Origin of the sequence: Pseudomonas karstica, assembly GCF_009707515.1 — a bacterium.
Classification (GTDB): Bacteria; Pseudomonadota; Gammaproteobacteria; order Pseudomonadales; family Pseudomonadaceae; genus Aquipseudomonas; species Aquipseudomonas karstica.
This window is the reverse complement of record NZ_WLYI01000005.1, coordinates 32,619-50,998: the sequence shown is the minus strand read 5'-3', so window position 1 is coordinate 50,998 and position 18,380 is coordinate 32,619. Positions and strand designations below refer to the sequence as shown.

Below are 18,380 nucleotides of genomic sequence, written 5' to 3'. Positions count from 1 at the left end.
CTTATTAACCTTTGAGCTGGGCCAGGGCGCGATAATCCGCTCCCAGCGTGGCCTGTAAAATCTCTTTCGGATAATCGTCGGTCACGACTGCTTCGCCCATTTGGCGCAACAGTACCAGTCGTAGTCGACCGTCGATCACTTTCTTGTCTATCGCCATGTGTTCGAGAAAATCAGCCTCGGTCATCTCCGCAGGAGGAATGACCGGCAACCCGGCACGCTGGAACAAGCGGATCCCGCGATCCCGCTCCTGGGCGTTGATCCAGCCCAGGCGCTGTGACATCTCCAACGCCATGACTGTGCCAGCCGCGACGGCCTCCCCATGCAACCACACACCATAGCCCATGTGTGTTTCGATCGCATGGCCGAAGGTGTGCCCCAGGTTCAGGGTGGCCCGCACGCCGGACTCGCGCTCGTCAGCATTGACCACCAGTGCCTTGGCGGCACAGGAACGGGAAATCGCCTCGGTCAGCGCCACCTGGTCCAGGGCGCGCAGGGCGTCGACGTGCTCCTCCAGCCAGGTGAGGAACGGCTCATCGCAAATCAGACCATACTTGATGACTTCCGCCAGGCCCGCCGACAGCTCGCGGGGTGGCAAGGTGTTGAGGGTAGCGGTATCGATCAGCACCACATTGGGCTGATAGAACGCTCCCACCATGTTCTTGCCCAACGGATGATTGATACCCGTCTTGCCGCCCACCGACGAATCGACCTGGGACAACAGGGTGGTTGGCACCTGGATGAAGTCCACGCCACGCTGGTAGCAGGCCGCAGCAAAACCGGCCATGTCGCCGATCACACCGCCCCCCAAGGCGATCACAGTGGTACGACGGTCATGGCGGGCAGTCAGCAGGCCATCAAAGATCAATTGCAGAGTTTCCCAGTTCTTGAAGGCCTCGCCATCGGGCAACACCACCGAAATGACGGAAAACGCCTCAAGGCTGCGGCTCAGACGCTCAAGATAAAGCGGCGCCACTGTCTCGTTGGAGATAATCGCCACTTGCCGACCGGCAATATGCGGCGCGAGCAACTCGGGTTTGTCCAACAAACCTTCGCCAATATGGATCGGGTAGCTACGCTCGCCAAGATCGACCTTAAGTGTCTGCATGTGTCCCCGCGTTGAAGATGGAAGCAGGCGTCCTGCCCTACATTAACGTTTGTTGGCAACGTCGGGATCCGATGCTGCCTGATGGCTCTACGCCATACCTGGAAGATCATGGCACGACGCCGAGGATAGCGCATTTCAAGCCAGGCTTTAACGGGGAGGCAAACCCTGCAAGCGCTCAAGAATGTCGAGGACGACCATTCGGGGCGGCCTCTCATCGGTTTCTACCACCAGATCGGCGATTTCCCGATACAACGGATCCCGCAGCGCCAGTAAATCCCGCAAGGTTTTCGCCGGATCCGCCGTACGCAGCAGCGGGCGATTACGATCGCGGGCAGTGCGACCCACCTGCTGCTCAACTGACGCATGCAGATAGACCACCCGACCGCCAGCATGCAACGCCCGGCGGTTTTCATCGCGCATCACCGCACCGCCGCCAGTGGCCAATACTACGCCGTCGCAGCCACATAGCTCGGCAATCATTGCCTGCTCGCGGTCACGAAAGCCCAATTCGCCTTCCTTATCGAAGATCCACGGGATATTGGCGCCCGTGCGCAATTCAATTTCCTTATCGGAGTCTTTGAATGGCAGGCGCAGCTCTTTGGCCAGCAAACGGCCGATGGTGCTCTTTCCAGCCCCCATCGGTCCTACAAGAATCAAATTTCGCACAGAATCAACGACTCACAGCAATCGCCTGGTTATTCATAATACGCGGAGTCAGGAATACCAGCAGCTCGGATTTTTTCTCCGAGACCACATCCCGCCGGAAAAGGCGGCCAAGATACGGCAGATCGCCCAAAAAAGGCACTTTATCTACCACCTTGCTCTGGGTATTGGAGAAAACTCCGCCGATGACAATAGTCTCGCCATCCTTGACCAGCACCTTGGCATTGACTTCGTTTTTCTTGATCGGCGGCACATCATTGAGTTTGTTCAGGTAGTCAGGCTCATCCTTGGTGACTTTGACCTCCATGATCACCCAGTCGTCAGGGGTGATCTGTGGCGTGACCTCCAGGGACAGCGAGGCCTCCTTGAACGACACTGACGTGGCCCCGCTGGAGCTGGATTCCTGGTAGGGAATCTCGGTCCCCTTGAGGATTCGGGCGGTTTCCTTATCAGAAGTGACCACCTTGGGCTGCGAGACGATTTCGCCGTTGCCGGTTTTTTCCATGGCCGTCAGTTCCAGGTCCAACAAGACGTTATCGGTGATGAAGGCGATGCCCAGCCCGGAGGCACCGTTGAAGCTTCCCAGGTCGACAAACGGCGAGCTGGGCGGATTTTCAGGTGGCTCAGCGCCTTCTGCCAGCGGCTTGCGCAGACCACCTGCGCTCCATTTACCCCGATTGGCCACCCCTCCCCAGCGAACCCCCAGGCTTCTGTCATAATCGACGTTGGCCTCGACAATCCGCGCCTCAATCATTACCTGGCGCACTGGAACATCCAATTGCGCCACGATCCGCCTAAGCTCTTCCAGGCGTTCTCGGGTCTGGTAGGCGATGATGTTGTTGGTACGCTCATCCACGGCCACCGAACCACGCTCATCGGTCGTGCCTTCATGTCCCGTTACCGATTGGAACAACCTGGCCAGGTCCGCCGCCTTGGCGTAATTGACTTGCAACAACTCCCGGCGCAAAGGCGCCAACTGCGCCATCTGCTGGCGCGACTCCAACGTCAGCAACTCGCGCGCGGCCAACTCGTCCGCAGGGGCTACCAGCATTACATTCGCCGTCACCCGTTTATCCAGACCCTTGGTTTGCAGCACCAGGTCCAGAGCCTGATCCCAGGGCACATCCTTGAGACGCAAGGTAATCGAACCCTGTACTTCGTCACTCGCCACCAGATTGAGCCCGGCAACGTCGGCGATCTGTTGCAGAACGGTACGAATCTCGATGTCCTGGAAATTGAGGGTGAGCTTTTCGCCACTGAATGCGTGGCCTATTGGGACCCTGACCGGCGGCGGCAGATTGATCAGGTCGATTCGAGCGGGCACAGCCATGACCGACGGTGCTGTTAACGCTATCCATAGCGCCACACCGCAGGACGATAAAGTCCTTTTCATTTGTTTGCTTCCGTTATGAATTCACATTCAAGGCAAGGGTTCTCGAGCGTTCCAACCACGCGCCCTGGCCACCTGGGAATAGCTCGGCCAGTTCGATATGAGCGTCATCAATGGCCGTGACCCGTCCATAGTCCGGCCCCAGGTAATCACCGATGGCGAGGCGATAGACAGCCGAAGCTGCCCGCAGCAGGGCAAAGGTCTGGGCCCCACGGGAAACAGTCCCGACCATCTCGAATTGCTCAATGGCAAAGCCTTCGAGAAAGCCGCGCTGCCGTCCGGGGTCCGGCGCGGCAGCCGGGCGCCCCAAGACACGTTCAAGCTGTCGAAACGGCGGCTGGAAAGGATCTCGCAGGGATGCAGGATCATAGGCAAGGCGCGGTGGTGACGATTGGGTCACATCAGCCATCAGTGCCCGCAAATCACCGCCATCCTGATGGTTGTAGCGGTAAGTCTTCGCCAGCAGCTTGAGGCGTACCCGAGACTCGTCCGCACGGACCGTAAAACCTTGCACAGTAACAATACGCGACAAACCACCCAAACCGCTGATGAAGCCCGCCACGTCGTGGAAGCCGCCCACCAGGCCAATCTCCATGGGCAGCTCGATATAAAGCGGCCGCGACTGCTCATCCAGCAGCTTGATCGCCCCCAACTCCAAACCATTGGCGTTACCAAGCCGGGTAACATCCTCAAGCAGGCCAGGCACCTCAATGTCGAGGGGCAGGTGCCGCAAGAGCTGGGCAAATGCGCCCTGCGTCGCCTGGAACTGGCGAGTCAAGGTTTTAAGTTGGGCAGCCGCCTTGGTTTTCTCGGCGATTTGCTCGCGCAACGCCACCTCCTGGGCCTCCTGCTGGCGTAGTTGCTCCCGGGATGCACTCAGGTAGAAGGTGTTGCCCAGCAGCACCAACAGGCAGACAACCCCGCAACCCAGCAGAACCTTGCCCGGCAACGGCCAACTGGTCGCGTTTCGATAGACGAGTCCTGCCAGCCCGGACAACAGCTTCATTGCCTCGCCCCGCCGGACTCTTCCTGGCGAACCATCATCTGGAAGCCGTTACCGCCTTCCTGTTCGCCCTGCACCTGCAACAGGCGGGGCGCCTGCATGCCTTCAGCCGCTTCAAGGCCGCGCATCAACCGGGCGATATCATGGTTCGATTCGGCTGTACCACTGATCCTGATCGAGCCGTTCTCCACAACCATGTCCTGCAACTGCACACCCTCCGGCACGGCGCGGACCAACTGATTGAGCAGCCGGCCACCCACCGAACGATCATCCTGCAAGGTCTGGACAACCTTCATGCGCTCCGTCAGTTGCTGACTTTGTTCCTGCAATTGGCCAATGGCCTTGATCCGCGAATCCAGTACCGAGATATCCTTGCTCAAGTGGTTATTGCGAGCCACTTGCCGATCAATCGCCTGATCGATCACTTGGTCGGCCAGCCAAATCGTGCCCAGTGCCGCACCGGCCATACCGACCAGGAAAATCAGGAACCCGGTGCGCCGCCGTGCATTGCGCTCTTCGCGCCAAGGCAACAGGTTGATTCGTGTCATCAGTCGAAACTCCTCAGGGCTAGCCCGCAAGCAACTCCCATCCCTTGAGCATCCAAGACCCACTGCGCACCATCGACTCGATGGCCCGGCGCGATGCTGGTCAAAGCGTGCCCGCTCACGCGACTCAATGCAAACGCTTCGACATCAACGATCCGCGTGACCAGCCCGGCCAAGCCCAAGACCGCTTCGCGGGCTTCGACCTGCGACCTCAAACAGGCCACCAGCAGCACCTCGACTCGCGACGGATCGTGGGCCGAAATATCCTGGATTTGAAAGTCGATGGCCACCTCATCCAGCGGATAGGGAATATATTGGTCCGCTTCCAGATTGATCCGACGCACCATTTCGTCATCGCTGAGCCCGCTGTCCATTTCAATCATGCGGGTAATGACTGAAGATCCCGCCACCGCTACCGCCGCAAATCTAAGGGAGGTGCGCATTCGCGACAACGCACTGGAAATTGCGCTTGCCACACCCTCAAGATCCACAAGTGTGCTGTCGACCACCGCATGAGCTGGCAGGTGCTGCATTGCATAAGACTGGACGGTGTAGCCACTGGCTGATCGCCCCAATTCCACCAGCCTGACGCCTGCATCATTGATGTCGACACCCAAGACAATTTTAGCCCTGCGCCTGAAAAATCCATTTTTCATAAAACTCCTCAAAACTTTCCCTGTCATACAGCCTGATTGCTGCCGAGTGCGATGCAGTCGGTCGGTTTGTGCGAGAGGCGTGAATGACGCCCCAAGCCGAAAAATGCTTTAATGCCCAGCGTTTTTTCCCGCTTTTTATCCGCAGGCCGGGTCGCCTCATCGCTTGCAATGCACGCCCCGACGCCTAACTCTTTCTTTTCTCTGGAAATCCAAAAGCCTTGATTCGTCTGCTGAAGTTTTTCGGGTACTCCATTGTCGCTATCGTCTGCGGGCCGATGCTCGCTCTCAGCGGGGCCTATCTCTACCTTAGTCCGGGATTGCCCTCGGTAGAGACCCTGAGAAGTATCCAGTTGCAGATTCCTTTGCGGATCTACAGCAGCGACGAAAAACTGATCGCGGAGTTCGGCGAAATGCGCCGCTCCCCGATCCGTTTCGCCGATATTCCGCCCAATTTCATCAATGCCTTGCTGTCGGCCGAAGACGATAATTTCGCCCATCACTATGGTGTCGACCCCAGCAGCCTGCTGCGTGCCACCACGCAACTGATAAAAAGCGGACACATTCAGTCTGGCGGCAGCACCATCACCATGCAGGTAGCGAAGAACTTTTTCCTCACCAGCGAACGCAGCTTTTCCCGCAAGGCCACGGAAATCCTCCTGGCGTTGCAGATCGAACGGCAGTTGACCAAGGACGAGATCCTGGAGCTTTACGTCAACAAGATCTACCTGGGCAACCGCGCCTACGGCATCGAGGCCGCGTCCCAGGTGTACTACGGCAAGTCGATTCGTGATGCCAGCCTGGCGCAGATGGCGATGATTGCCGGCCTGCCTAAGGCCCCTTCACGCTTTAATCCCCTGGCCAATCCGGCACGCAGCAAAGAGCGTCGCGACTGGATCCTAGGGCGCATGTACAAGCTGGGCAAGATTGATCAGGCGGCCTACGAAAGCGCGGTTGCCGAGCCGCTGAACGCCAGCTATCACGTACCGACACCCGAGGTGAACGCGCCGTACATCGCCGAAATGGCCCGGGCCGAAATGGTCGGCCGTTATGGTAGCGATGCCTACACCGAAGGTTTCCGCGTTACCACGACTATTCCTAGCAACCTGCAGGAAATCGCCAACCACTCACTGCACGAAGGCCTGATCACCTATGCCCAGCGCCACGGCTACCGCGGACCCGAATCGCGCCTGCCGGGCAAGACCTTGAGCGCCTGGACCCTAGAACTGGGCAAGCAGCGCACGATCAGCGGGCTTGAACCGGCCATCGTCACCCAGGTGAAGAAAGATGGCGTGCAGGTACTGACCCGCACCGGCGAAGAGCAGGTGCCCTGGGACAGCATGAAATGGGCTCGCCCGTTCCTCAACACCAACAGCATGGGCCCCGCGCCCAAGCAGCCGTCGGATGTGGCCCAGATCGGCGACCTGGTCCGTGTACAGCGCCAGAAAGACGACAGTTTGAAATTCAGCCAGGTACCCGTAGTCCAGGGCGCCCTGGTATCGCTGGATCCGAAAAACGGCGCCATCCGTGCCCTGGTAGGCGGTTTTGCCTTCGAACAGAGCAACTACAACCGCGCCATCCAGGCCAAGCGCCAGCCAGGCTCCAGCTTCAAGCCGTTCATCTACAGTGCCGCCCTGGATAACGGCTACACCGCCGCCAGCCTGGTCAACGATGCGCCGATCGTATTCGTTGACAACTATCTGGACAAAGTCTGGCGACCGAAGAACGATACCAACACCTTCCTCGGTCCGATCCGGATCCGCGAGGCGCTGTACAAATCACGCAACCTGGTGTCTATCCGACTGTTGCAGGCGATGGGCGTGGGCAAAACCATCGACTACATCACCCGTTTTGGCTTCAACAAGCAGGATTTACCGCCCAACCTGTCCCTGGCCCTGGGTACTGCGACCCTCACACCGATGGAAATCGCCACCGGCTGGAGCACGTTTGCCAACGGCGGCTACAAGATCACACCGTACCTGATCGACAAGATTGAAAGCCGCAATGGCGAGACCCTGTTCACCGCCAACCCACCCAGTGTGCCGAGTGAAGCGGTCAATGATGTCGCTGCCACCGACGGCCTGGCGGCGCCGGCCAATGCAGGTATTACCATCGAGCCGACGCCGGGCGAGACCCCAACCCCTGCCGCACCCGCCCCGCAAGCTCCAGCAGTGGCCGAGCGCGTGGTGGACGGCCGGACCACTTATATCCTCAACAGCATCCTCGAAGACGTGATCAAGAGGGGCACCGGCCGCCGTGCATTGGCGCTGGGCCGCGCCGATATTGCGGGCAAGACCGGTACGACCAACGAATCCAAGGACGCCTGGTTCTCCGGCTACAACGCCGATTACGTGACCACCGTGTGGACCGGGTACGACCAGCCGGAAAGCCTGGGCCGTCGCGAATTCGGTGGCACCGTCGCGCTGCCGATCTGGATGAACTACATGGGCGCAGCCCTCAAGGACAAGCCGGTCCACAGCCAGCCTGAACCGGAAGGCATACTCAGCCTGCGGATCGACCCGGTCAGCGGTCGCACCGCAGCGCCAGGCACGCCGAATGCCTACTTCGAACTGTTCAAAAGCGAAGATACGCCACCCTCGGTCAATGAACTGGGCAATGGCCCGGCACCCGGTAGCCCGCTACCGGCGGATGAGGCGGCGCCGTTCGATCTGTTCTGACAGAGAATAGAGTTGCCAAAAAAAAGCCCGTATCGTGAGATACGGGCTTTTTTTGGTGTGCTACAACGGCTTAGCCGTTGAACACATCATCCACGCTCTTGAGCGGGTAGTTCTTAGGATACGGCAGGGTTGCCACGCCAGTCTCGATGGCTGCTTTAGCCACAGCATCCGAGATCAGGGTGATCAGGCGGACATCCATTGGCTTGGGGATGATGTACTCACGACCGAATTCCAACTTGGCGCCGCCGTAGGCGTCACATACTTCCTGAGGTACCGGCAGCTTGGCCAGCTCGCGCAAGGCGTTGGCGGCAGCCACTTTCATTTCTTCGTTGATGCGTTTGGCGCGAACGTCCAGGGCACCACGGAAGATAAACGGGAAACCCAGCACGTTGTTGACCTGGTTCGGGTAGTCCGAACGGCCGGTGGCCATGATCACGTCGCTACGGGTGGCATGAGCCAGCTCCGGAGAGATTTCAGGATCAGGGTTGGAGCAGGCGAACACGATCGGGTTCGGCGCCATGGACTTCAGGCCTTCAGCGCTCAGCAGGTTCGGACCGGACAAGCCGACGAACACGTCAGCACCGTCCAGGGCGTCAGCCAGGGTGCGCTTGGAGGATGGATGGGCAAACATCGCCTTGTACTGGTTCAGGTCAGTACGCTCGGACTGGATCACGCCCTTGCTGTCGACCATGTAGATGTTTTCCAGCTTGGCGCCCATGCTGATGATCAACTTCATGCAGGAGATGGCCGCAGCACCGGCACCCAGGCAGACGATCTTGGCCTCGGACAGGGTTTTACCAGCGATTTCCAGGGCGTTGATCATGCCGGCTGCGGTGACGATCGCGGTGCCGTGCTGGTCATCGTGGAATACCGGGATGTCGCACTGCTCGATCAGGGCCTTTTCGATTTCGAAGCACTCAGGTGCCTTGATGTCTTCCAGGTTGATGCCACCGAAGGTGATGGAGATGCGCTTTACAGTGTCGATGAACGCCTGCGGGCTTTCGGAGTCGACTTCGATGTCGAATACGTCGATGCCGGCGAAGCGCTTGAACAGCACGCCCTTGCCTTCCATGACGGGCTTGGAAGCCAATGGGCCAAGGTTACCCAGACCGAGAATCGCGGTGCCATCAGAAATGACTGCAACCAGATTGCCCTTGCCGGTGTATTTGTAGGCCAGCTCAGGGTCGCGGGCGATTTCACGCACGGGCTCGGCTACACCGGGGCTGTAGGCCAGCGACAGATCGCGGGCGGTAGCGGTGGCTTTGGTGAGCTCGACACTCAGCTTTCCTGGACGAGGATTGGCGTGATATTCGAGAGCGGCAGTTTTCAAATCAGACATATCGGCATTCCGCTTTTACTGTTGGACGACGGACCGCCGAGGATACGCGTGTCGTAAAGTCCCTACAAGACTGGGCAGTCACAGGTGTCAAGAGCCCTGCCCTACGACTTTTGGCCAAGAGCCACGAGATACAAGGGTTTAACTGTTCACAATCACAATAAAAAATGTCTACAGTTTTTCTTGTTTCATCAGTTGCAACATGCCGGGATCCGTCAGTGGCAGGAGCCAGCGAGCCTGGTTTTTTCCCAGGCCGCCGCGACGGGAACGATCCACCACCCAGCCACGCGCCTCGACTTGCTGACCTGGCAAAAGCTTCAGTAGGGCATTGTCGAAACGGCCGAGCAAATTGGGTGCAATGCGTAATACCAGAGAGCCTTGCAATTCAATCCAGATACCACCGCGATTGCGTTCGACTTTGCTGACCTGGCCACTGACCATGACGAATCCGGGACGCTTGAGCTGCGCAACATTCAGTACTGGCGACTGGCGCCACAGGCCCAGCCGTGCCTGCCGGGCGCTGTGTTCGGCGGCCTGCTGGCAGGCAACCAGATCCACGTTGGGCGCGACAGCCACCTGGAAACCCAGGCCTGCAGCGAGCAATTGCGCCTCCAGGTTCGCTCCATTGGCGCCATAAAGATGGGCCAGGGTACGCCCATAATGGTCCCTGCTCTCCTGGCCGAGCACCACGCCCACCCGACCGGCACTGGCGTCCACCAAGTCCTGCAAGCGCTGGCGAGCCGCCATGGCAAAGGGTTCATCGGAACGGCCTTTCTTGCCGGTTTCCGGGGTATTGATGCCAATCATGCGCACACTGCGGCCATCCTTGAGGCGCAGCGTGTCACCATCCACCACCCGCTGCACCTCAAAGCTGTCGAGGGAGGCTGGCGCCGGACAAAACACTTGCGCCTGGGTGGCCGAAAGCCAAATCGCGGACACAAAAAAGGCGCCCGCAAGGGACGCCTTTTTTAACAGCCGGGAACAGTCCATCGGACTCTTCGACCTTACTCTGCTGCAGGAGTCTTGGCTTTGCCAAAAGCACCGAAACGATCAGCAAAGCGCTGCACACGACCGCCAGTATCCAGAGTCTTCTGCTTACCGGTGTAGAACGGGTGGCACTCGTTGCATACGTCAGTACCCAGTGGCTTGCACAGGTTCGAACGGGTTTCGAACTTGTTGCCACAGCTGCAAGTAACTGCGATGGTTTCGTACGCTGGATGGATATCGGCTTTCATGGTGTATTCCTCAGGCTAGCGTGCCGCCACCCAACACTATTGTTGAATACCGCACGTAATTAGGCCGCGGATTCTACCAGACCTTTCCAAACGCGCAAGCGGCAACCCCCTGGCCCTTTGTTCAGAAAAGCCCCTTTCGTCAGAAAAGCGCGCCATACCCAACGCACACCCCGTCTGCTAGGCTCGCGCCCTTCTTCACCGCCCGCCATATGAGAATCCCCCGCGTGCCCGACGCCATTTTGCGCCTCGCCCTGCCCTCGCCTCTGCGTCGCCTGTTCGATTACCGCGCGCCTGCAGGCGTGATGCGCTCGCAACTGCAGCCGGGAATGCGCGTACGGGTACCGTTCGGTCGGCGGGAGATGATTGGCATTCTGGTGGAGGTCACCGATCACAGCGAAGTGCCTGCCGAAAAGCTCAAGCCGGCCCTGGCCCTGCTGGACACCGCGCCACCCTTGCCGCCTTCGCTGTTCAAGCTGTGCCTGTGGACCTCCCAGTATTACCAGCACAGCCTGGGCGATACCCTGAGCTGGGCGCTGCCGGTACTGTTGCGTCAGGGTGAACTGGCCGAGGCCCGCCAGGAACGCTTCTGGTCGATGGTTCCCGGCGCCCGCCTGGACGACCCACGCATCGCCCGCGCCCCGCGTCAGCGTGATGCCCTGGCCACCCTGGCCCAGCATCCCCATGGCGTCGCCCATCAGCTATTAAGCAAGCTGATGCTGAGCAAGGACAGCCTCGACCTGCTGCTCGCCAAGGGGCTGGTGCAGGTGGAAATCCGCAAACACGCGCCAAGGGAACGCCACGAACACTGGTTGGCCCAGCCAGAACTGCCGCTGAACCCGGAACAGCGTGCGGCCTTTGAGGCGATTCGTGCAGGTTTCGATAGTTTCCACGCGTTCCTGCTGGCCGGTGTCACCGGTAGCGGCAAGACCGAGGTCTATCTGCAACTGATTCGTGAAACCCTGGAAGCCGGCAAACAGGCACTGGTGCTGATCCCGGAGATCAATCTGGGCCCACAAACCCTGGCGCGCTTCGAACAACGCTTCAACGCGCGCATCGCCCTGGTGCACTCAGCCGTCAACGACCGCGAGCGCCTGGAATCCTGGCTGGCGGCGCGCGACGGCGAGGCCGACATTATTATCGGCACCCGCTCGGCACTGTTCACCCCGATGAAAAACCCGGGGCTGATCATCATCGACGAAGAACACGACGGCTCCTATAAACAGCAGGAAGGCCTGCGCTACCACGCCCGCGACCTGGCTCTGGTGCGGGCGCGCCAGGAAAACATCCCGATTGTGCTGGGCTCGGCAACGCCCTCCCTGGAGAGCCTGCACAACGCCTACACCGGACGTTACGGCCTGCTGCGCCTGAATGAACGGGCTGGCGGGGCCAAGCAACCGAGGTTCCTGCGCCTGGACGTCAAAAGCCGTCCGCTGGATAGCGGGATTTCCGGCCCCATGCAACAAGCCATCGGCCAGACCCTCGCGGCTGGCCAGCAAGTGCTGGTGTTCCTCAATCGCCGGGGCTTTGCGCCGACGCTGCTGTGCCACGACTGCGGCTGGATGTCCGAGTGCAACCGTTGTGATGCGCGGATGACCGTGCACCAACGCTCCGGCGAGTTGCGTTGCCACCACTGCGGCCATGTGGAGCGGGTGCCGCGCCATTGCCCGCAGTGCGGCAAGGTCGACCTGCGTCCCGTCGGCGCCGGCACCGAGCGCGCCGAGGAACGGCTGGGAATTCTGTTCCCGGACTACCCGGTACTGCGGGTCGACCGCGACAGTACGTCGCGCAAAGATGCGATGAATCAGTTGTTCGCCACCATCCAGAAGGGCCAGCCTTGCATTCTGGTGGGTACGCAGATGCTCGCCAAAGGGCACCACTTCCCGCGGGTAACCCTGGTGTCGATCCTGGATGCCGACGGCGGGCTGTTTTCCGGGGACTTTCGCGCCAGCGAGCGCATGGCGCAGTTGATCGTCCAGGTCGCCGGCCGCGCCGGGCGTGCCGAAGAGCCCGGCAAAGTGATCATCCAGACCCACTTGGCTGACCATCCACTGTTGATCCAGCTGACCGAGCAAGGGTATTTCGCCTTCGCCGAGCAGGCCCTGAGCGAACGCCGCTCCGCCGGCTTGCCGCCATTCGCCCATTTGGCATTGCTGCGGGCCGAAGCCCATAAACCAGGGCAGGCCGAGGGTTTTCTCGATGAAGCATGCAGCGAGGCTGAACGTTTGCTCGGTGAACTGGGTCTGTCCGGCATCGAATTGCTCGGCCCTGTGCCGGCACCGATGGAACGGCGCGCCGGACGTTATCGCGCTCAGCTACTCTTGCAAGCAACGGCGCGCGCGCCGCTGCATCGCCTATTAAGTAGTTGGTTGCTTGCGCTGGAGCAAATGCCCAGCGGTCGCCAAGTGAGATGGTCGCTGGATGTAGACCCGGTAGATTTGTACTAACTCTCCACTTGCTCGCGAAAAACCCGAGAGCGCCGCGTTAAATCAGGAAACCTGCGTTATCGTTAACGATCTTCGCGGGCGAGCCCGCTCCTACAGTGAGCAGTGTCACCTTAAAAGGCTCCGCAGGTCCGGAACGGTTGGCAAGCCCGCCCTCGCCACGGATAATGCCCAGTTTTTCCACCTGCGCATCGACGCGCCGCCGCTTGCGGTCGAAAGAGAAGACCATGAAAGACACCATTCGCCAGTTGATCCAACAAGCCCTCACCCAACTCGTCAACGAAGGTGTGTTGCCTGAAGGCCTGACGCCGGCGATCCAGGTGGAGAATACCCGCGACAAGACCCACGGCGACTTCGCCAGCAACATCGCAATGATGCTGGCAAAACCCGCGGGCATGAAACCTCGCGACCTGGCAGAAAAAATCATCGCCGCACTGCCGGTCGACCCGCAGGTCAGCAAGGCCGAAATCGCCGGCCCAGGCTTTATCAATATCTTCCAGAACACCCAGGCCCTGGCTTTGCGCCTTGACGCCGCCCTGGCCGACGCCAGGATTGGTGTGCACAAGGCCGGTCCTGCCCAACGCGTGGTCGTCGATCTGTCAGCCCCCAACCTGGCCAAGGAAATGCACGTCGGCCACTTGCGCTCGACCATCATTGGCGATGGAGTGGCGCGGGTCCTGGAGTTTCTCGGTGACACCGTGATCCGCCAGAACCACGTGGGCGACTGGGGCACCCAGTTCGGCATGCTGATGGCGTACCTGCAGGAAAACCCGATCACCAGTAACGAACTGGCCGACCTGGAAAACTTCTACCGCGCCGCGAAGAAACGCTTCGACGAGTCCGAAGAATTCGCCGACCGTGCCCGCAGCCTGGTGGTCAAGCTGCAAGCCGGCGACGCCGAATGCCTGGAACTGTGGACGCGCTTTCGCGACATCTCACTGTCCCATTGCCAGGAAATCTACGAACTGCTCAACGTCAAGTTGACGATGGCCGACGTGATGGGCGAAAGCGCCTACAACGACGACCTGATCAACGTGGTCAACGACCTCAGGGCCAAGGGCCTGCTGGTGGAAAGCAACGGCGCCCAGTGTGTGTTCCTCGAAGAGTTCAAGACCGCCGATGGCGAGCCACTGCCGGTGATCATCGTCAAGGCCGATGGCGGCTACCTGTACGCCACCACCGACCTGGCCGCCGTGCGCTATCGCAGCGGCGTGTTGAAAGCCGACCGCGCCCTGTATTTCGTCGATCAGCGCCAGGCCTTGCACTTCCAGCAAGTGTTCGAAGTGGCCCGGTGCGCCGGTTTCGTCACCCACCCGATGCACATGGAACACATGGGCTTCGGCACCATGAACGGCGCCGATGGCCGCCCTTTCAAGACCCGCGACGGCGGCACAGTGAAGTTGATCGACCTGCTGAACGAGGCCCAGGACCGCGCCTACGCCCTGGTGAAGGAAAAAAACCCGGAGCTGGCCGAGGTCGACCTGCGCAATATCGCTCGCGTGGTGGGCATTGGCGCAGTGAAATATGCCGACCTGTCCAAACACCGCACCAGCGACTACAGCTTCAACTTTGAACTGATGCTCAATTTCGAAGGCAACACCGCGCCATACCTGTTGTATGCGTACACTCGGGTAGCCGGTGTATTCCGCAAGCTGGGCAAGGATTTCAGCGAAGTCGAAGGCCAGATCAACCTTCAAGCGCCACAGGAACACGAGCTCGCGGCCAAGCTGGCGCAGTTCGGCGAAGTGCTCAACAGCGTGGGCGAGAAAGGCACACCGCATATCCTCTGCACCTATTTGTACGAGGTCGCCGGATTGTTCTCCAGTTTCTACGAGAACTGCCCGATCCTGACCGCAGACGACGAAGCACAAAAGCAAAGCCGCCTGCGCCTCGCCGCACTGGCTGGAAGGACCCTCAAGCAAGGCCTGGAACTCTTGGGCCTGGAAACTCTGGAGCGTATGTAAGTTGGCCGCCAAGAAAAAACCTGCACCCAAGCGCGGCGCCAGCCGTTACCAGGCCCCGGCAAAGCAACCGATCCCGGGCTGGTTATGGCTGGCCATCGGCCTCACCGTCGGTGCCTTTATCGTGTTCCTGATGAAGCTGGAGCCGGGCAAAGGCGATGACGTCAAGCGGGTCAAGCAAGAACAGCAGAAAGCCACGAGAATGGCCGAAGCGAACAAGACAGCACCGAGCCCGACTGCGCCCGTGAAGCCTAAATACGACTTCTACACGCTGCTGCCGGAATCGGAAGTGATCGTGCCGCAGGAGGCCGTACCGGAGAAAACCCTGCCAACGCCGCAGGTACCGGTGATTCCAACCACCCCTGTGACACCCGCGCAAGCGGCAAAAATCGACACGGCGCGGGCTCAGGCCGCATTGGCCGGGATTACCCCACCACCGGCACCGCCGGTTGCCACCCAGGCGGCGCCGGTGACCAAGTTCTTCCTGCAGGCGGGTTCGTTCCCCAAGCAGGCAGACGCTGATCGGGTGCGGGCGCAGATCATTCTGCTCGGCCAATCGGTGACGGTGGAATCCGGAACGGTGAAGGAAGCGACCTGGTATCGAGTGCTGGTAGGCCCGTTCAGCAACCGGGAACAGCTGACTGTGGCTCAAAAACAGTTGGCCGGCGCGGGGTTTAGCAACCTGTTGTTACAACAGCGCCAAAACCGCTGATCCAGCCTGGTTGCTCACTCCCATGCTCCGCGTGGGAACGAGCAACCAGCGAGATATGGATCGTCGATTCAGAGCCTGGAAACGATCATTTCCCACAAACGCCACTCGTCCGCCCTCCCTTCCTACGGTTGAAATATTCCCCACCACCCCCATATGAGTTCCATCAGGGCATTTTCGCCCCGCAGTGTGGAGACTCTCCCCTTGACCACCATCGTTTCAGTTCGTCGCCACGGCAAAGTCGTCATGGGCGGCGACGGCCAGGTTTCTCTTGGCAATACCGTGATGAAAGGCAACGCAAAAAAAGTGCGTCGCCTGTACCACGGCCAAGTCCTCGCCGGTTTTGCCGGTGCTACTGCTGACGCCTTTACCCTGTTCGAGCGCTTCGAAGGCCAGCTTGAGAAACATCAGGGTCACCTGGTTCGTGCCGCCGTAGAACTCGCCAAAGAGTGGCGCACCGACCGCTCCCTTAGCCGACTGGAAGCCATGCTGGCCGTGGCCAACAAAGATGCCTCGCTGATCATCACCGGTAATGGCGACGTAGTAGAACCAGAGCAAGGCCTGATCGCCATGGGCTCCGGCGGTGGCTACGCCCAGGCCGCGGCCAGTGCGTTATTGAAGAAAACCGATCTGTCGGCCAGGGAAATCGTCGAAACGGCCCTCGGTATCGCCGGCGACATCTGTGTCTTCACCAACCACAACTTCACCATTGAGGAGCAGGACCTCGCGGAATAAGCCGCTGGCTTATACACGCTTGAGGACCGCCAACTACTATGTCCATGACTCCCCGCGAAATCGTCCACGAACTCAACCGCCATATCATCGGCCAGGACGATGCCAAGCGCGCCGTTGCCATTGCCTTGCGTAATCGCTGGCGCCGGATGCAACTGCCCGAAGAACTGCGTGTTGAAGTGACCCCCAAGAACATCCTGATGATCGGTCCTACCGGCGTCGGTAAAACCGAGATCGCCCGCCGCCTGGCCAAATTGGCCAACGCCCCGTTCATCAAAGTCGAAGCGACCAAGTTCACCGAAGTCGGCTATGTGGGCCGTGACGTCGAATCGATCATTCGTGACCTGGCCGACGCCGCCCTGAAGCTGCTGCGCGAACAGGAAATGACCAAGGTCAGCCACCGCGCCGAAGATGCCGCTGAAGAGCGTATCCTCGACGCCCTGCTGCCACCGGCACGCACAGGTTTCAACGAAGACGCAGCGCCTGCCTCGGACTCCAACACCCGTCAGCTGTTCCGCAAGCGCCTGCGTGAAGGCCAGTTGGACGACAAGGAAATCGATATCGAAGTCGCCGAAGTCGCCGGCGTCGACATTTCCGCGCCACCTGGCATGGAAGAAATGACCAACCAGTTGCAGAGCCTGTTCGCCAACATGGGCAAGGGCAAGAAGAAAAGCCGCAAGCTCAAGGTCAAGGACGCGCTGAAACTGGTGCGTGACGAAGAGGCCGGGCGCCTGGTCAATGAGGAAGAACTCAAGGCCAAGGCCCTGGAAGCGGTCGAGCAGCATGGCATCGTGTTTATCGACGAGATCGACAAGGTCGCCAAGCGCGGCAACTCCGGTGGCGTCGATATATCCCGCGAAGGCGTACAACGCGACCTGCTGCCGCTGATCGAAGGCTGTACCGTCAACACCAAGTTGGGCATGGTCAAGACCGACCACATCCTGTTTATTGCTTCCGGCGCATTCCACCTGAGCAAGCCAAGCGACCTGGTGCCGGAGCTGCAAGGCCGCCTGCCGATTCGTGTGGAGTTGAAAGCACTGACCCCGGGCGACTTCGAACGCATCCTCAGCGAGCCACACGCTTCGCTGACCGAGCAATACCGCGAGCTGCTGAAAACCGAAGGCCTGGGTATCGAGTTCCTGCCGGACGGGATCAAGCGCCTGGCGGAGATCGCCTGGCAGGTCAACGAGAAAACCGAGAACATTGGTGCCCGTCGTTTGCACACCTTGCTGGAACGCCTGCTGGAGGAAGTGTCTTTCAGCGCTGGCGACATGGCCAGCGCGCAGAATGGCGAAGTCATCAAGATCGACGCCGACTACGTCAATAGCCAACTGGGCGAATTGGCGCAGAACGAAGATCTGTCGAGGTACATTCTGTAACCCCTGTAGCCGCTGCCGAGGCACGAGGCTGCGATGCGGTCCGCAGGACCGCCCTCAGGGACCGTTTTGTCGGAATGCCGCACCCCAACCCATCGCAGCCTCGTGCCTCGGCAGCGGCTACAAGGATTAACGCTGTGACCAAGCTTCCTACCGCCATCAATCTTCACAAGGCTTCCAAAACCCTGTCGCTGACCTACGGTCCCGACGAGGTCTACCACCTGCCCGCAGAACTCCTGCGCGTGCACTCCCCTTCTGCCGAGGTCCAGGGCCACGGCAAACCGATCCTCCAATTCGGCAAGTTCAATGTCGGCTTGACCAAGATCGAGCCCGCCGGCCAATACGCACTGAAATTGACCTTCGATGACGGTCATGACAGCGGATTGTTCACTTGGGACTACCTCTATCAGCTCGCCGTGCGTCAGGATGAGCTGTGGGCCGATTATTTCGCCGAGCTCAAGGCCGCCGGAAAAACCCGAGACCCGAGCGAATCGGTCGTCAGGCTGATGCTCTAGCTCAAGCCTTTTGCTCTTTAGTGGGCATTTTCTAATGC

Annotated in this window: 16 protein-coding genes and 1 pseudogene; 7 read left to right on the top strand and 10 right to left on the bottom strand. The window is 59.9% G+C overall.

Features of this window, described 5'->3' with window-relative positions:
- Positions 1-4: 4 nt before the first annotated feature.
- From aroB to pilM, 6 genes and pseudogenes are all read right to left on the bottom strand, one after another.
- Positions 5-1,105 (bottom strand): 3-dehydroquinate synthase, encoded by a 1,101-nt coding sequence (gene aroB / locus GIR22_RS05345; RefSeq protein ID WP_154742316.1) that lies wholly within the window; start codon positions 1,103-1,105, stop codon positions 5-7.
- Between the two features lie 147 nt (positions 1,106-1,252).
- Complete coding sequence (gene aroK, locus GIR22_RS05340; RefSeq protein ID WP_178122101.1) at positions 1,253-1,771, bottom strand: shikimate kinase AroK; 519 nt, start codon at positions 1,769-1,771, stop codon at positions 1,253-1,255.
- Positions 1,772-1,775: 4 nt separating this feature from the next.
- Positions 1,776-3,032 (bottom strand): annotated as a pseudogene (locus tag GIR22_RS05335) (type IV pilus secretin PilQ); the annotation flags it as partial.
- Between the two features lie 142 nt (positions 3,033-3,174).
- The gene (locus GIR22_RS05330) at positions 3,175-4,164 is read right to left on the bottom strand and encodes a pilus assembly protein PilP (RefSeq protein WP_154742313.1); all 990 of its coding nucleotides are present in this window, start codon (positions 4,162-4,164) and stop codon (positions 3,175-3,177) included.
- Positions 4,161-4,709, bottom strand: a complete 549-nt coding sequence (locus GIR22_RS05325) for a PilN domain-containing protein (RefSeq protein WP_154742312.1) — start codon at positions 4,707-4,709, stop codon at positions 4,161-4,163. Before GIR22_RS05325 ends, GIR22_RS05330 begins: the two co-directional genes overlap by 4 nt.
- A complete protein-coding gene (pilM, locus tag GIR22_RS05320) occupies positions 4,709-5,362 on the bottom strand; it encodes a type IV pilus biogenesis protein PilM (protein WP_154742311.1) in 654 nt (217 codons plus the stop codon). The genes GIR22_RS05325 and pilM overlap by 1 nt, the downstream gene beginning before the upstream one ends.
- A 221-nt stretch (positions 5,363-5,583) precedes the next feature.
- Here pilM and GIR22_RS05315 point away from each other — a divergent pair, with 221 nt between their 5' ends.
- A complete protein-coding gene (locus GIR22_RS05315) occupies positions 5,584-8,037 on the top strand; it encodes a penicillin-binding protein 1A (RefSeq protein ID WP_377664606.1) in 2,454 nt (817 codons plus the stop codon).
- 70 nt (positions 8,038-8,107) lie between these two features.
- Here the strand turns inward: GIR22_RS05315 and GIR22_RS05310 are convergent, their stop codons facing one another.
- The 3 genes from GIR22_RS05310 to rpmE all read right to left on the bottom strand — a co-directional run bounded on the left by GIR22_RS05310 (position 8,108) and on the right by rpmE (position 10,608).
- Positions 8,108-9,376, bottom strand: a complete 1,269-nt coding sequence (locus GIR22_RS05310; RefSeq protein WP_154742309.1) for a malic enzyme-like NAD(P)-binding protein — start codon at positions 9,374-9,376, stop codon at positions 8,108-8,110.
- 168 nt (positions 9,377-9,544) lie between these two features.
- Positions 9,545-10,363 carry a thermonuclease family protein gene (locus GIR22_RS05305; RefSeq protein WP_154742308.1) on the bottom strand — a complete coding sequence of 273 codons (819 nt, stop codon included), beginning with the start codon at positions 10,361-10,363 and terminating at the stop codon, positions 9,545-9,547.
- A 14-nt stretch (positions 10,364-10,377) separates the two neighbouring features.
- Positions 10,378-10,608 carry a 50S ribosomal protein L31 gene (rpmE, locus tag GIR22_RS05300; RefSeq protein ID WP_154742307.1) on the bottom strand — a complete coding sequence of 77 codons (231 nt, stop codon included), beginning with the start codon at positions 10,606-10,608 and terminating at the stop codon, positions 10,378-10,380.
- Between the two features lie 224 nt (positions 10,609-10,832).
- Between rpmE and GIR22_RS05295 the strand changes: the two genes are divergently transcribed.
- Positions 10,833-13,052, top strand: a complete 2,220-nt coding sequence (locus GIR22_RS05295; protein ID WP_178122100.1) for a primosomal protein N' — start codon at positions 10,833-10,835, stop codon at positions 13,050-13,052.
- Between the two features lie 37 nt (positions 13,053-13,089).
- Here the strand turns inward: GIR22_RS05295 and GIR22_RS05290 are convergent, their stop codons facing one another.
- Complete coding sequence (locus GIR22_RS05290; protein ID WP_154742305.1) at positions 13,090-13,278, bottom strand: hypothetical protein; 189 nt, start codon at positions 13,276-13,278, stop codon at positions 13,090-13,092.
- Between GIR22_RS05290 and argS the strand changes: the two genes are divergently transcribed.
- The 5 genes from argS (at position 13,277) to GIR22_RS05265 (ending at position 18,342) form a co-directional block, all read left to right on the top strand.
- Positions 13,277-15,013, top strand: coding sequence for an arginine--tRNA ligase (gene argS, locus GIR22_RS05285; protein WP_154742304.1), 1,737 nt, complete (start codon positions 13,277-13,279; stop codon positions 15,011-15,013). The two genes, GIR22_RS05290 and argS, sit on opposite strands and share 2 nt — an antisense overlap.
- Before the next feature lies 1 nt (position 15,014).
- Complete coding sequence (locus tag GIR22_RS05280) at positions 15,015-15,722, top strand: SPOR domain-containing protein (protein WP_154742303.1); 708 nt, start codon at positions 15,015-15,017, stop codon at positions 15,720-15,722.
- Between the two features lie 201 nt (positions 15,723-15,923).
- On the top strand, positions 15,924-16,454 hold the full coding sequence (hslV, locus tag GIR22_RS05275) for an ATP-dependent protease subunit HslV (RefSeq protein ID WP_099487781.1): 531 nt from the start codon (positions 15,924-15,926) through the stop codon (positions 16,452-16,454).
- Positions 16,455-16,492: 38 nt separating this feature from the next.
- A complete protein-coding gene (gene hslU, locus GIR22_RS05270) occupies positions 16,493-17,830 on the top strand; it encodes an ATP-dependent protease ATPase subunit HslU (protein ID WP_154742302.1) in 1,338 nt (445 codons plus the stop codon).
- A gap of 134 nt (positions 17,831-17,964) precedes the next feature.
- A complete protein-coding gene (locus GIR22_RS05265; RefSeq protein WP_178122099.1) occupies positions 17,965-18,342 on the top strand; it encodes a gamma-butyrobetaine hydroxylase-like domain-containing protein in 378 nt (125 codons plus the stop codon).
- The last annotated feature ends 38 nt before the right edge of the window (positions 18,343-18,380 follow it).

What these genes read in the sequence shown, in the direction of transcription:
- hslU (WP_154742302.1), top strand. Translation starts at nt 16,493, where the DNA reads ATGTCCATGACTCCCCGCGAAATCGTCCACGAACTCAACCGCCATATC.
- GIR22_RS05305 (WP_154742308.1), bottom strand. Translation starts at nt 10,363, where the DNA reads ATGGACTGTTCCCGGCTGTTAAAAAAGGCGTCCCTTGCGGGCGCCTTT.
- aroB (WP_154742316.1), bottom strand. Translation starts at nt 1,105, where the DNA reads ATGCAGACACTTAAGGTCGATCTTGGCGAGCGTAGCTACCCGATCCAT.
- rpmE (WP_154742307.1), bottom strand. Translation starts at nt 10,608, where the DNA reads ATGAAAGCCGATATCCATCCAGCGTACGAAACCATCGCAGTTACTTGC.
- GIR22_RS05310 (WP_154742309.1), bottom strand. Translation starts at nt 9,376, where the DNA reads ATGTCTGATTTGAAAACTGCCGCTCTCGAATATCACGCCAATCCTCGT.
- GIR22_RS05290 (WP_154742305.1), bottom strand. Translation starts at nt 13,278, where the DNA reads ATGGTCTTCTCTTTCGACCGCAAGCGGCGGCGCGTCGATGCGCAGGTG.
- pilM (WP_154742311.1), bottom strand. Translation starts at nt 5,362, where the DNA reads ATGAAAAATGGATTTTTCAGGCGCAGGGCTAAAATTGTCTTGGGTGTC.
- GIR22_RS05330 (WP_154742313.1), bottom strand. Translation starts at nt 4,164, where the DNA reads ATGAAGCTGTTGTCCGGGCTGGCAGGACTCGTCTATCGAAACGCGACC.
- GIR22_RS05325 (WP_154742312.1), bottom strand. Translation starts at nt 4,709, where the DNA reads ATGACACGAATCAACCTGTTGCCTTGGCGCGAAGAGCGCAATGCACGG.
- argS (WP_154742304.1), top strand. Translation starts at nt 13,277, where the DNA reads ATGAAAGACACCATTCGCCAGTTGATCCAACAAGCCCTCACCCAACTC.